This is a genomic window from Herbaspirillum sp. WKF16 (assembly GCF_028993615.1).
Taxonomy (GTDB): Bacteria; Pseudomonadota; Gammaproteobacteria; order Burkholderiales; family Burkholderiaceae_D; genus Herbaspirillum.
The window spans coordinates 3,131,100-3,144,745 of record NZ_CP118632.1 but is presented as its reverse complement, the minus strand read 5'-3'; the positions used below and the strand labels follow the sequence as shown (position 1 = coordinate 3,144,745).

General features: G+C 64.0%; 11 protein-coding genes. 8 read left to right on the top strand and 3 right to left on the bottom strand.

The features are described 5' to 3' along the window. Nucleotides 1–118 precede the first annotated feature (118 nt). The 7 genes from Herbaro_RS14235 to Herbaro_RS14205 all read left to right on the top strand — a co-directional run bounded on the left by Herbaro_RS14235 (nucleotide 119) and on the right by Herbaro_RS14205 (nucleotide 7,417). Nucleotides 119–574, top strand: coding sequence for an acyl-CoA thioesterase (locus Herbaro_RS14235; RefSeq protein WP_342456494.1), 456 nt, complete (start codon nucleotides 119–121; stop codon nucleotides 572–574). A gap of 161 nt (nucleotides 575–735) precedes the next feature. Next, the gene (locus Herbaro_RS14230; protein ID WP_275010279.1) at nucleotides 736–1,887 is read left to right on the top strand and encodes an ABC transporter substrate-binding protein; all 1,152 of its coding nucleotides are present in this window, start codon (nucleotides 736–738) and stop codon (nucleotides 1,885–1,887) included. Between the two features lie 189 nt (nucleotides 1,888–2,076). Next, nucleotides 2,077–2,967, top strand: coding sequence for a branched-chain amino acid ABC transporter permease (locus tag Herbaro_RS14225; protein ID WP_079214416.1), 891 nt, complete (start codon nucleotides 2,077–2,079; stop codon nucleotides 2,965–2,967). A 4-nt stretch (nucleotides 2,968–2,971) separates the two neighbouring features. After that, complete coding sequence (locus Herbaro_RS14220) at nucleotides 2,972–4,939, top strand: branched-chain amino acid ABC transporter ATP-binding protein/permease (protein ID WP_275010278.1); 1,968 nt, start codon at nucleotides 2,972–2,974, stop codon at nucleotides 4,937–4,939. 2 nt (nucleotides 4,940–4,941) lie between these two features. Next, nucleotides 4,942–5,670, top strand: a complete 729-nt coding sequence (locus Herbaro_RS14215) for an ABC transporter ATP-binding protein (protein WP_275010277.1) — start codon at nucleotides 4,942–4,944, stop codon at nucleotides 5,668–5,670. A gap of 242 nt (nucleotides 5,671–5,912) precedes the next feature. Next, nucleotides 5,913–6,728, top strand: a complete 816-nt coding sequence (locus Herbaro_RS14210) for an alpha/beta fold hydrolase (RefSeq protein WP_275010276.1) — start codon at nucleotides 5,913–5,915, stop codon at nucleotides 6,726–6,728. Nucleotides 6,729–7,000: 272 nt separating this feature from the next. Next, nucleotides 7,001–7,417: a helix-turn-helix domain-containing protein gene (locus tag Herbaro_RS14205; protein WP_275010275.1), complete on the top strand. Its 417-nt coding sequence runs from the start codon at nucleotides 7,001–7,003 to the stop codon at nucleotides 7,415–7,417. Nucleotides 7,418–7,496: 79 nt separating this feature from the next. Here Herbaro_RS14205 and Herbaro_RS14200 read toward each other — a convergent pair whose 3' ends face one another. The 3 genes from Herbaro_RS14200 to Herbaro_RS14190 all read right to left on the bottom strand — a co-directional run bounded on the left by Herbaro_RS14200 (nucleotide 7,497) and on the right by Herbaro_RS14190 (nucleotide 11,864). Continuing rightward, on the bottom strand, nucleotides 7,497–8,768 hold the full coding sequence (locus Herbaro_RS14200; RefSeq protein WP_275010274.1) for an MFS transporter: 1,272 nt from the start codon (nucleotides 8,766–8,768) through the stop codon (nucleotides 7,497–7,499). Nucleotides 8,769–9,265: 497 nt separating this feature from the next. Then, nucleotides 9,266–10,495 (bottom strand): ABC transporter substrate-binding protein, encoded by a 1,230-nt coding sequence (locus tag Herbaro_RS14195; RefSeq protein ID WP_275010273.1) that lies wholly within the window; start codon nucleotides 10,493–10,495, stop codon nucleotides 9,266–9,268. A gap of 76 nt (nucleotides 10,496–10,571) precedes the next feature. Then, on the bottom strand, nucleotides 10,572–11,864 hold the full coding sequence (locus Herbaro_RS14190; RefSeq protein WP_275010272.1) for a hydroxymethylglutaryl-CoA reductase, degradative: 1,293 nt from the start codon (nucleotides 11,862–11,864) through the stop codon (nucleotides 10,572–10,574). A gap of 166 nt (nucleotides 11,865–12,030) precedes the next feature. Here Herbaro_RS14190 and Herbaro_RS14185 point away from each other — a divergent pair, with 166 nt between their 5' ends. Further along, nucleotides 12,031–13,446: an aminotransferase-like domain-containing protein gene (locus Herbaro_RS14185; protein ID WP_275010271.1), complete on the top strand. Its 1,416-nt coding sequence runs from the start codon at nucleotides 12,031–12,033 to the stop codon at nucleotides 13,444–13,446. Nucleotides 13,447–13,646 lie beyond the last annotated feature (200 nt).

The window sequence follows — 13,646 nt, the reverse complement described above, 5'->3', positions numbered from 1 at the left end:
GCCGCAAGGAGACGAGGCGAGGGGGACGGCGGCCCGGACGTCGCGCCATCCCGGCCGTCAAGATGAAAAGAATTGAATCCACAGTTGAATCAAACGCAAAGACAAGAGAGGACCATCGATGAGCAGCCACCCCGACAACAACGCCAATGCGCAGCAGAACGGACATCTGGAGCAAAAGCTGCTGCACGTTTCCCGGCAGACCATACGCTGGGGCGACATGGACGCGCTCGGCCACGTCAACAACACCGTCTACTTCCGCTTCATGGAGCAGTGCCGCATCGAATGGCTGGAGGACGCCTTCGGCCCCACGGTCGCCGCCGACCAAGGGCCGGTGATCGTCAATGCGCACTGCAACTTCCGGCGCCAGATGAAGTATCCGGCCAGCATCTCGATCGAGATGTTCGCCGGGCAGATGGGGCGCACGAGTGTGGAAACTACGTATGTCATCCGCGACGCTGCCGACCAGCAGATCATTTATGCTGATGGCGGTGCAAAAATCGTCTGGGTCGATTTCAAGAAGGAAAAATCAACAGCGCTGCCCGATTCGCTGCGACAGCTCCTGACAAAGTTGTAAGCTTTGCGAAAGGAAACTGCGACAGAATCGGCCCGACACTCCCTGCAAGATCCGCCAGAAGAGCGGAGGGAGCAGAACCCGCTTCACGATGAAGCGGATTCCAAACAGAGCTAAGCCCGCCAACCGATGTGCTAGCCGACAATTAAATCCTGGAGGAAGACATGACATACAAGACCCAAGCCTTGGTAGCCGCCGCATTGATGACGTTCGCAATGTCGTCGCAAGCCGCAGACCCCATCAAGATCGGCGTTTCCGGTCCCTACACCGGCGGCTCCGCCCCCATGGGCGTTTCCATGCGCGACGGCGTCAAGCTGGCCGTCGCCGAGATCAACGCCGCCGGCGGCGTGCTGGGCCGCCAGCTGCAGATCGTCGAGCGCGACGATGAAGCCAAGAACGAGCGCGGCGTGCAGATCGCCCAGGAACTGATCAACAAGGAAAAGGTGGTGGCCACCGTCGGCTACGCCAACACCGGCGTGGCGCTGGCGTCGCAGCGCTTCTACCAGGAAGCCAAGATCCCCGTCATCACCAACGTCGCCACCGGCACCGTGGTGACCAAGCAGTTCGAGAAGGACAAGGACAACTACATCTTCCGCACCTCGGCCAACGATGCGATCCAGGCCAAGATGCTGGCCGATGAAGCCATCGACAAGCAGAAGTACACCAAGGTCGCGATCCTGGCCGACTCCACCAACTACGGCCAGCTCGGCCGCGAAGACCTGGAAAAGGCCCTGGCCGCCAAGAAGATCACCCCGGTCGCCGTCGAGAAGTACAACCTGAAGGACGTCGACATGACCGCCCAGCTGCTCAAGTCCAAGCAGGGCGGCGCGCAGGTGGTGCTGACCTACGGCATCGGCCCCGAGCTGGCGCAGATCGCCAACGGCATGGAGAAGCTGAACTGGCACGTGCCCATCATCGGCAGCTGGCCGCTGTCGATGGGCAACTTCATCGACAACTCCGGCAAGAACGGCAACGGCGCCCGCATGCCGCAGACCTTCATCCAGGACGGCAATACCCCCAAGCGCAAGGCCTTCATCGAAGCCTATCAAAAGGCCTACAAGATCGATCGCATGCCGTCGGCCGTGTCCGCCGCCCAGGGCTATGACTCCATCCTGCTGCTGGCCGCCGCCATCAAGCAAGCCGGCACCACCGACGGCGACAAGGTCCGCGCAGCGCTGGAAAGCCTGAACACCAAGGTCGAAGGCGTGGTCACCACCTATGACAAGCCGTTCACCCGTGACGACCACGAAGCCATCAAGGCCGGCAGCGTCGTGATGGGCGAAGTGCGCAACGGCCGCGTCGTCCTCGGCAAATAATCAGCAACTGCTTCAGCACGAACAGTAGTCGATAGTCGAAGAGGCCAGTCCTTGCGATCCGGGGACTGGCCTTTTTCACACGATCTGTTGACGGATTGGTAACGGCGCGGCCGCAGTCGTCGCCTCGCGCCGCCCGCTTCGCGCAGGTCAACTCCGCCACCCGGCGGTAGCCGCTTCTTGGGAAATACAATGGATATCCTGTTACAGCTGGTCTTTTCCGGCATCGCGCTCGGCATGATCTATGCCGTGATCGCCTTCGGTTACCAACTTACCTTCGCCACTTCCGGCACGCTGAACTTCGGCCAGGGCGAAGCCCTGATGCTGGGCGCGCTGGTCGGCCTCTCCGTGGTCGGCAACATCCACGGCGGACCTTACCTGAACTACTGGCTGATGATCCCCATCGTCCTCGTCTTCGGCGCGCTGCAAGGCATGTTCGTCGAATGGATCGGTGTGCGACCGGCCATCAAGATCAAGTCCGAATTCGGCTGGATCATGTCCACCATCGCGCTGGCCATCATCTTCAAGAACGTCGCCGAGAACATCTGGGGCAAGGACGACCTGCCTTTCCCCATGCCGATCTCCGGCACGCCGTTCCAGATCTTCGGCGCCAACGTGCAGCCGATGCAGGTGCTGGTGGTGATCGGCGCCTTGCTGATCATGGCCGCGGTCGAACTGTTCAACCGCAAGTCCATCTACGGCAAGGCCGTGGTCGCCACCTCCAACGACCGCGACGCCGCCGGCCTGATGGGCATCAACACCAGCATGGTGATCACCTTCTCCTATGCGCTGTCGTCGGCCACTGCGGCGTTCGCCGGCGTGCTGGTGGCGCCGCTGACGCTGACCGGCGCCACCATGGGCGCGGCGCTGGGCCTGAAGGCCTTCGCGGTCGCCATCATCGGCGGCCTGACCTCGGGCATGGGCGCCATCGTCGGCGGCCTGATCCTGGGCATTGCCGAGACCGTCACCGGCTTCTACATCTCCACCGGCTACAAGGAAGTTCCCGGCTTGCTGCTGCTGCTCCTGGTGCTGGCCGTGAAACCTGCAGGCCTGTTCGGCAAAACTGCGATCAAGAAGGTCTGATGCGATGAACAAGAAAATCCTGCTGCTCTCGTTGCTGGGCATCGCCGCGCTCGGCGGCATTCCCCTGGTGGTGCACAATCCGTATTATCTGCACCTGATCGAAACCATCCTCATTTACGCCATCCTGCTGTTCGGGCTGGACATCGTGGTCGGCTACACCGGCCAGGTCTCGCTGGGCCATGCCGGTCTGTTCGGCATCGGCTCCTATGTCGCGGGCGTGCTGTTCTTCAAGCTCGGCATGCCGATCGTGGTCACCATCCCGGCCGCCATCGCCATCACCGCCGTGTTCGGCGCCATCCTCGCGCTGCCCGCGCTGCGCGTCACCGGCCCCTACCTGGCGATGGTGACGCTGGCCTTCGGCACCATCATCCAGATCCTGATCAACGAGATGACCTTCCTCACCGAAGGCCCGCTCGGCATCAAGGTCGCCAAGCCGATGATCGACGGCGCCAAGATGACCGAGGTCCAGTTCTTCTATCTGGTGGCCATCCTCACCGTGCTGGCCATGGGCGTGGTCCACCGCATCCTCAAGTCCAACCTCGGCCGCGCCTTCCAGGCGCTGCGCGACAGCCCGATCGCATCGGACTGCATGGGCGTGTCGGTGTACCGCTACAAGGTCTACGCCTTCATCATCAGCGCCGCGCTGGCCGGCCTGTCCGGCGCGCTGTATGCGTATTCGGAAGAGTACATCTCGCCCAATACCTACAACTTCGAACTGACCATCCTGTTCCTGCTGGCGGTGATCATGGGCGGCCGCAAGTCGCGCATCGGTTCGCTGATCGGCGCGCTGATCGTGGTCATGTTGCCCAGCCTGCTGTCGGACATCGAACTGTTCCGCCAGATCGCGACCGTGCTGGCCGTGATCGTGGTGGCCGGTTCCGCGGTCGCGGTGATCAAGAAAGCCAAGACCGTGCGCGGCATCGCCGTGCCGGTGGTGGCCACCGTCGCCATGGCGGCGTTCTCCTACCAGCTGGAGAACATCACCGACTGGCGCCTGACCATCTTCGGCCTGATGACGCTGTTCGTCGTCTACTACCTGCAGGACGGCATCGTCGGCTTCTGCCGCAGCCTGTTCGGCCGCGTGCTGACCAAGCATGTGCCGGTCGCCCAGCAGATCGCCGGCGACAAGGAACGCGCCGTCATCACCACCGACTCGGTCAAGGACGAAGGCGCGACCCTGCTGAAGGTCAACCAGATCCTGATGCAGTTCGGCGGCCTGAAGGCGCTGAACCGCGTCGACCTGGATGTGAAGAAGGGCACCGTGCACGGCCTGATCGGCCCCAACGGTTCCGGCAAGAGCACCATGATGAACGTGCTCACCGGCATCTACCGTCCGACCGACGGCGCCGTGGAGTACGACGGCCGCCAGATCTCCGGCAGCACGCCTTCGACCATCGCCCTGGGCGGCGTGGCGCGCACCTTCCAGAACGTGCAGCTGTTCGGCGAGATGAGCGCCACCGAGAACGTGCTGGTCGGCCTGCACCACACCTTCGCCAGCAACGTGGTCGACGTCATGGTCAACACGCCGCGCTATGCGCGCGAGGAACGCCAGGCGCGCGAACGCGCCGCCGCCATCCTCGAGTTCATCGGCCTGGCCGACCTGGCCAACGAAGAGGCGCGCAACCTGCCGTACGGCAAGCAGCGCCTGCTGGAAATCGGCCGCGCGCTGGGCCTGAACCCCAGCCTCTTGCTGCTGGACGAGCCGGCCGCCGGCCTGACCGCGCCCGACATCAAGGAGCTGGTCGCCATCATCCGCAAGATCCGCGAAGCGGGCATCACCATCATCCTGATCGAGCACCACATGGACGTGGTCATGTCGATCTGCGACACCGTCACCGTGCTCGACTTCGGCCAGAAGATCGCCGAAGGAAAGCCGGCCCAGGTGCAGGCCGACCCCAAGGTCATCGAGGCCTACCTGGGCGGCAGCGCGGGCGATGCCCCTGACAACAACCCAAGCACCGCGGGAGCCTGAACATGCTGACCATCTCCAACCTGCACGCCGCCTACGGCAAGGTCGAAGTGCTGCATGGCATTTCGATGGACGTCCCCAAGGGCAAGGTCGTGACCCTGATCGGCTCCAACGGCGCCGGCAAGACCACCACCATGCGCGCCATCTCCGGCATGATCAAGCCCAAGGGCGGCGAAGTCACCCTGGGCGGCAAGAACATCACCGGCCTGGACTCGCACCGGATCGCGCGTTTCGGCCTGGCGCACTCGCCCGAAGGCCGTCGCGTATTCGCCACGATGAGCGTTACCGACAACCTGCTCCTGGGCGCCTTCCCGCGCTTCACCCGGGCCCGTCCCAAGGGCGACATCGCCCACGACCTGGAGCGCGCGCTGGAGCTTTTCCCGCGCCTGAAGGAGCGGCAGACGCAATTGGCCGGCACGCTCTCCGGCGGCGAACAGCAGATGCTCGCCATGGCGCGCGCCGTGATGTTGAACCCTGAAGTGATCCTGCTCGACGAACCGTCGATGGGCCTGGCGCCCATCCTGGTGGAAGAAGTTTTCCGCATCATCTCGCGCCTGAAGGAGCAGGGCGTGACAATGTTGCTTGTTGAGCAATTCGCCGCCGCTGCGCTGAATGTTGCGGATTACGGCTATGTGTTGGAGAATGGCAAGATCTCTGTACATGGCCCCGCCGACAAGTTGCAAAACGACCCGGCGGTGCAAGCCGCCTACCTCGGTGGCGGCGCGCATCACTGATGGCGACGTAGTGAAGCATCAGCGTATGCGCTCTTCAAGATACACCGGCTCGCACGTCGCCTCGGCTGACAGCGTGTCGGGTATATTAAGGGGGAGACATACCTCTTGAATGCTGATTAAGGCGCACCCTCGGGTGCGCCTTTTCTTTTGTGCCGTCGGTTTTTCATGGCGATTGTGTCGCGCGCGACATTCCGCCTGTCGCCCCTGATGCACAATGATCACAGTTTTCTTTGAGGATGAGCATGGATTCGACGACGCGGCAACTGGCCGATGCGAACGGACGGCAGCTTCACGCATGCTTGTGGAATGCCTCAATATCGGGAATGGTGCGCATGCCCCTGGTCCTGCTACACGACTCGCTCGGCGCGGTGGAGTTGTGGCGCGATCTTCCACAGCGGCTGGCGAGCGGCTCCGGCAGGCAGGTGATTGCCTATGATCGTTCCGGTTTCGGCCGCTCGGCGGCGCGGCGCGCGTCGATAGAGCAGAGTTTCATTCGCGATGAAGCCGGCGCCGCGCTGTTGCCACTGCTGGACGATCTTGATATCGAACGCGCCATCCTCTTCGGCCACAGCGTCGGCGGCGGCATGGCCATTGTCGCCGCCGCGCAATTCCCCGACCGCATCGCCGCAGTGATCACCGAGTCCGCGCAAGCCTTTGTCGAAGACCGCACGCTGGACGGCATACGCGCCGCCGGGAAGAACTTCGAAGATCCGGCGCAGCTGGCGCGGCTGGCGAAATACCACGGCAGCGACCTGGAGAAGGCGCAGTGGGTGCTCGATGCCTGGACCGAAACCTGGCTCTCGCCGGAGTTCGCAAATTGGTCACTGGAAGACGACTTGCGCAGGGTGAAATGCCCGGTGCTGGCGATGCATGGCGACCGGGACGAGTTCGGCTCGGAACTGCATCCGAAGATGATCGCGAACTTGCCGCGGGCTTTCGAAGGGCAGGGGGAGTATGTGATGTTTGAGGGCTGTGGCCATGTCCCACATCGGGAGAAACCGGAGCTGGTGTTAGAGACGGTGGCCCGCTTCCTGCAGAAGCATTTTCCGCGGTCATAGAACCTGGGCGTTCACTGTGCATCGATCAGCTCTTTGAGGAGCTGGATCTTGTACGCTCTCAATCCTCGCAAATACATGAGGCGAAGAAACAGGGCGCGGGAGCGGTAGGTGTCGGCGGCCAGGAAGTTGGCTTCCAGTCGCTTTCCGACAGTCGAAAATGTACTAGACGTGCGTAGACATTTCGAGGTGTGCGCTCGATCTCTTCCTTCGGTGCCATAACATGCATTCCTTCAGCAAAGTGATAGCTTGATTCTAAGGGGATGCTTGTTCATATGACATCGAACAAAAGTGAATATTTGAAAGAACTTGGCGAGCGCTTGGCTGAGGAGCGCAATCGCTGTGGTCACACACAGATGGCGGTGGCCGAGCGCTTCGAAATGACAGCGCGCACGCAGATCAAATACGAACTAGGCGAGACCGGCCCCGATGCTTACTACCTCCATCGGATCGCTGAGATCGGCCTCGATGTTCCTTATGTCCTGAGCGGAAGGCGTAGTGTGATTGAGGCGTCGAATGGCGAAGGCGATTTGATCGCCGCCTACCGCAAGGTCGATCCTGAAATCCAGTCAGCGCTCACGGAGGTGGTGAAGAGGATAGCGCAGATATCCCGTGCGGGATCTGCCAAGCGACGCGCGCAGGATTCAGCGGAGCTGGCCCGCGAAACCCAGAGGGGCAAGCACCGGCGATGACGATGCTGAAAAGGCGAAGGCGATGCGAATGAAAAAGGCGGGCATGATGCCCGCCTTTTTTTCATTCGCTACCGGACGCTTATGCGGCCTTTGCTGCAGCAGCTTGTGCCGCACGCACCTGCACATCCCGATTGAGCCGCCACACCAGCGCCGACGCCGCCAGCGTGGTGCCGACGATCACGTAGCCCACCACGTCGAAGTTGGCCAGCCTGCCGTCCGGGCCGAGCGTGACGATGTGGCCGGCGATCACCGAGGCGATGCCGCCCGAGAGCTGCTGGATCGACGCGCTGATGGCGTTGAAGGAGCCGCGCTGGGTCTGCGCCGGAACCGACGACACCAGCGCCTGGAACGGGATCATGCGCGAGAAGATGCCCAGGAACAGCACGGCGTTGATCAGCACGATCATCGGCACCGTGACCGGGCCCAGGTGCGTGTAGATCAGCACCATGATGATCGAGAGCACGGCGCCGAACATGAACACGCGGAACTTGCCGACCTTGTCGGCCGCGCGGCCGATCAGCGGGCCGAAGCCGATGGTGAACACGCCGGTGATCATGTAGACCGTCGGCAGGTGGTGCAGGTCGATGCCCAGGTTGCCGACCAGGTAGGCGCTGGAGAAGGGCATCAGCATGAAGCCGCCGGTCATCAGCAGCGCCGTGGTGGCGAACGCGGTCAGGTAACGCGGCTCGGTGACGGTATGCAGCAGGTGCGCGAAGGCGCTGCGCTCCTGCTTGATGGTCAGGTGGCCATCCACCGGCTGCATCTTCCAGGTCACCACCAGTCCGCCGGCCAGGCCCAGCGCCGCCATGGCGATGAAGGGCACATGCCAGTTCCAGTTGTTGGACAGGTACAGGCCGATCGGGATGCCCAGCACCTGGCTGGCGGCAAAGGCGGTCTGGATGATGCCCATCACGCGGCCGCGCAGTTGCGGCGCGAACAGGTCGGTCGAGATCGCCAGCACGATGGAGCCGATCACGCCGCCGAACAGGCCGGTCACGATGCGCGCGATCAACAGGCTTTCGAAGCTCTGCGCCATGCCGCACCACAGCGTGCCGACCACGAAGCCGGCATAGAAGAACAGCAGCAGGCGCTTGCGGTCGAAGCGATCGGCGAAGCCGGCCGTGAGCAAGCCGGAGATGCCGGCCGAGAAGGCGTAGGCGGATACCACCAGGCCGAACTGCTGGGCGCTGATCTTCATGTCGGGCATGATCATTGCGCCCAGCGGGGACATCAACATGAAGTCGAGGATGACGGCGAACTGCAGGAAGGCCAGCAGGCCGACCACGGTCTTCTGGTAGGGCGTGAAACTGCTGGCTGCGGAGGCAACTGTGGTGTTGTCTTTGTTGTTCAAATGAACTCCTTGGCGTTTTCTTTTATCGAGGGTGCGCATGCGCGCCGCTGTGGAGGCGGCGGGCGAGGAAGGTGCGCGTGTCCGCTTGCCTGGACTGGCAGCGGTAATGACGGATCAGGGCCGGGAATATTGTGCCGGAGGCCGTTTGCATGGAAAACGGATCGGCGCCGGTGCGGCGGATTGCAAGAGTATGCCGAAGCACCGGCTTATGCAAGCGCTTCGTGCTGACGAAAGCCTGACGGGGTGGGGCGTGCGCGGGTGTTGCGTTGTGCTGTTGAGGTCGCCGGTTTCCCGCTTTCGCAGGGACGACAGTGGAGGGCAGTGATGTTGGCCGTGCATCGATGGCCGCTGAACGACGCTGGGTTCCTGCTTTCGCAGGAACGACAGGGGGGGGGCGGCTTGCAGCGCCGCGCGTTCGTGTCATCCCGCTATCCGTCGTCCCTGCGAAAGCGGGGACCCAGTGACGTTCGTCGCCTATCGATGAACGTTGTTTCAGATCACTGCTTCAACAAGCTGCACTTCGACTCCGCCACCGTGGTGAACGCCTGCTCGCCCGGAATGGTTTCCAGCAGCTTCAGGTAGTCCCAGGGCCTCTTCGATTCGGCCGGCGACTTGACCTGGTACAGGTACATGTCGTGGATGTTGCGGCCGTCCGCGCGGATGTAGCCCTTGTTGTAGAAGTCGTCGATCTTGGTTTTCTTCAGCTGCGCCATGACCTTGGTCGAGTCGTCGGTGCCGGCCGCTTCCACCGCCTTGAGATAGGTGGTGGTGGCGGACCAGGCGGCAGCCTGGTGAGTGCTGGGCATCTTCTTCATCTTCAGGAAGAAGCGGTTGGCGAACTTGCGCGAGGCTTCGTCCTTGTCCCAGTACCAGCTGTCGGTCATCATCAGGCCCTCGGCGTTGGCCAGGCCCAGCGCGTGGATGTCGTTGATCACCATCAGCAGGCCCACCAGCTTCATGGTCTTGGTGATGCCGAACTCCTTGGCAGCCTTGATGGCGTTGACGGTATCGTCGCCGGCATTGGCCAGGCCCAGGATCTGCGCCTTGGAAGCCTGCGCCTGCAGCAGGAAGGACGACATGTCGGAGGCGAACAGCGGATGCTTCACCGAGCCCACCACGGTGCCGCCGTTGGCCTTGACCACGGCGGCGGTGTCGGTGGCCAGCGCGCGGCCGAAGGCGTAGTCCGCCTCCAGGAAGTACCACGACTTGCCGCCCTGCTTGATCACCGCCTGGCCGGTGCCCTTGGCCAGGGCCACGGTGTCGTATTCATAGTGCACGGTGTAGGGCGTGCATTCCTCGTTGGTCAGGCGCGCGCTGCCGGCGCCGATGTTGATGTAGACGCGCTTCTTCTCCGCCATCACCTTGTTCATCGCCAGCGCGGTGGCGGAATTGACGCCGCCCACCAGCATGTCCAGGCCGCGTTCGTCGGCCCACTCGCGGGCGCGGGTGGCGGCGATGTCGGCCTTGTTCTGGTGATCCGCCGACATCACTTCGATCGGCTTGCCCAGCACCTTGCCGCCGTAGTCGGCCACCGCCATGCGGATCGCTTCCAGGCCGCCGGCGCCGTCGGTGTCGGCATAGGGGCCCGACATGTCGGTGATGAAGCCGATGCGCACGGCGTCGTTCGATACCTGGGCCTGCGCGGCGCCCGCGGCGAACGCGCCGGCCACGGCCAGCGAAGCGGCGAGAAGGCGCAGCCCCTGGCCGCGCGCGATGGATTTTTTCATGGTGCTGTCTCCTTTGGTTTTTATCGGCGGCCTGATGGCTGCTCGTGGGTGCTGCCCGTCATTCTGGACCAGAATCTCATTGCGCGCGTTTTTGCGCCAGCAACTGGCTGGCGTAGTCCACCCGCACGTCGTGGCTGGCCACCATCTGCTGCACCAGCCAATCCATTTCCTCCGGCCTGGCGCCCGCAGCCAGCGCGATGTTGCGCGCGTGCAGGGCCATGTGGCCGCGCTGTATGCCTTCGGTGGCCAGCGCGCGCAGCGCCGCCATGTTCTGCGCCAGGCCTACCGCCACGGCCACCTCCGCCAGTTCCTGGGCGCTCTGCACGCGCAAGATCTTCAGCGCCGCGCGCGCCGCCGGGTGGGTCTTGGTGGCGCCGCCGACCAGGCCGACCGGCATCGGCACTTCCAGCGTCCCGACCAGGTCGCCGTCGGCGGCGATTTCCCAGTGCGTCAGCGAGGTGTAGTGGCCGCTGCGGGAAGCGTAGGCGTGGGCGCCGGCCTCCACCGCGCGCCAGTCGTTGCCGGTGGCGACGATGACCGGATCGATGCCGTTCATGATGCCCTTGTTGTGGGTGGCCGCGCGGTAGGGATCGACCGCCGCGAACTCGTAGGCGTCGACGATGCCGTTGATCACTTCCTCGCCGCTGTACTGTTCGGTGCCCAGCACCTTGGCCGAGACCTTCACGCGCGCCCGCGCCAGGCGCAGGTCGGCCAGGTTGGAGAGGATGCGCAGGCGCACCTTGCCGCCGGTGACCTTCTCGATATGCGGCGCCACCGCCTCGGCCATGGTGTTGACGGTGTTGGCGCCCATGGCGTCGCGCACGTCGACGATCAGGTGGGTCACCACCATGGCGCCGCGGCGGGTGTTCGGGAAGACATGCACCTCGATGTCGCGGCAGCCGCCGCCCAGCTTGTTGAGCAACTGGTCGCGGCTGTTGGCGATGTCGAGGATGGCTTGCCGCTCCTTGAGGATCGCCAGGCGCGCGCCGTGCGGATCGGTGATGCCGATCAGCTGGATCTGCGCGCGCATCAACGGCGCGCTGCTGGAGGTCTGGAAGCCGCCGCACTCGCGGATCAGCTTGGCCATGAAGGAGGCGGCCGCCACCACCGAGGGTTCTTCCACCGCCATCGGCACCAGCACGTCGCGTCCGTTCAACTGGAAGTAACCGGCCACGCCCATGGGCAGCTGGAAGGTGCCCACCACGTTCTCGATCATGCCGTTGGCGGTGGCCAGCGGCAGCGCGCCGGGCTGGCCGAGCAGGGCGTGCTCCTCGGGCGTCAGGCCGGCCAGGCGGGCGACCTCGGCCAGGCGTTGTTCCGGGGTGAAGGAGCGGAAGCCGGGCAGGCGGGAGTCGGGGGCGTTGCTCATCGCGTGTGTCTCTCTTTATCGTTGTGGGGATGGCCAGCAAGGCCGGATCGGGAGCAGAATACCAAGCGTGTACCAATTCATATGGGTACAATTTTGCCCAACAGTTCTATAACTGTACCCAGGACAATCGCTTTGCGATGCAACAAGAAAACCAAGGGAGGAGACCATGGCAGAAGCGCGCGGCATCCGTACGCTCACCGGCAAGCTGGTGCAGCTGATCCGCCGGCAGATCGAGGACGGCGTCTACCCGCCCGGCAGCCGGCTGCCGTCGATCCGCGACATGGCCGCGCAGCACGACTGCGCCAAGAACACCATCGTCAACGTGTTCGACGAGCTCACCGCGCTGGGCGTGGTCGAGCCGCGCCGCGGTTCGGGCTTCTTCGTGTGCGCGGCGCCGCCGCAGTTGAAGGAGGATGACGAGGGCAGCCTGAGCCGCGCCATGGACGTGGTGTGGCTCATGCGCGAGCAGCTCAAGAGCGACCCCGGCCACCTGCGCCTGGGCGACGGCTTCCCGCCGCTGGAGTGGCTCAACGACGTGCGTCTCGACAAGTTCCACCAGAAGGTGGTGCGCACCGGCATCGGCGCGCTGTTCGGCTACGGCAGCCGCTTCGGCTACCTGCCGCTGCGCCAGCACCTGGCGCACAAGCTGGCGCAGCACGGCATCGAGGCCGCCACCGGGCAGATCGTGCTGACCCATGGCGCCAACCAGGCGCTGGACATCGTGATCCGCAACTTCGTGCGTCCCGGCGAGCGCGTGCTGGTGGACGAACCCGGCTACTACATGCTGTACGGCAAACTGAAGCTGTCGGGCGCGCGCATCGTCGGCATCCCGCGCCTGGCAGACGGGCCCGACGTGGAGGCGCTGGAGCGTGAGCTCAAGGCGCCGGGCAAGCCGCCGCTGTTCTTCACGCAGTCGCTGGCGCACAACCCGACCGCCTCCGACACCTCGCCGCACAAGGCGCACAAGATCCTGCAACTGGCCGAGCGCTACCACGCCATCATCGTCGAGAACGACGCCTTCGCCGACTTCAAGCCGGCCACCGCCGCACGCATTTCCACGCTGGACCAGTTGCGCCGCACGATCTACATCGGCAGTTTTTCCAAGTCGGTGTCGGCGGCGCTGCGCGTGGGCTTCATCGCCTGCCACCGCGACCTCGCCAGCGACCTGGCCGACATCAAGATGCTGGTGCACGTCTCCAGCTCCGAATACTGCGAACGCACGCTGGACGTGATCCTGTCCGACGGTCATTTCAGCCGCCACACTGCGCGCCTGCGCGACCGCCTCACGCACGCCACCGAGCACGCGCGCCACCTGCTGGAGCAGCTCGGCGCGGAGCTCTTTTGCACGCCGCAGCAGTCGATGTACCTGTGGGCGCGCTTCCCGCAGTTCGGCGACGCCAAGGCGCTGGCGCAAGGGCTCATGGCGCGCAACATCGTGCTGGCCCCGGGCAGCATCTTCCGTCTCGACACCGAGGAAACCGTAGCCTGGTCGCGCTTCAATGTGGGCTTGCTGGGCGATGGGCGCTTTCGTCGCGCGATGGCCGAATTGCTGGACGCAATTCCACGCAATCCCACCGCCTGAGCACAGTGTTGCAGTTGTTTCAACGCGATCTGGGCGCGCCGGCGAAGTAAGGCTGCAATCGCCGCTTGTTCCCCGTTTAGCTTCCTTGTCCCCGCACCGGCGGCATGCCATAGTGCATTGCTGCGGCCGCGCAAGCCGGCCGTGGATAAAACAACAACGAAAAGATGCACAACTGAACGCGACGCCGCCACGGCGCGCGG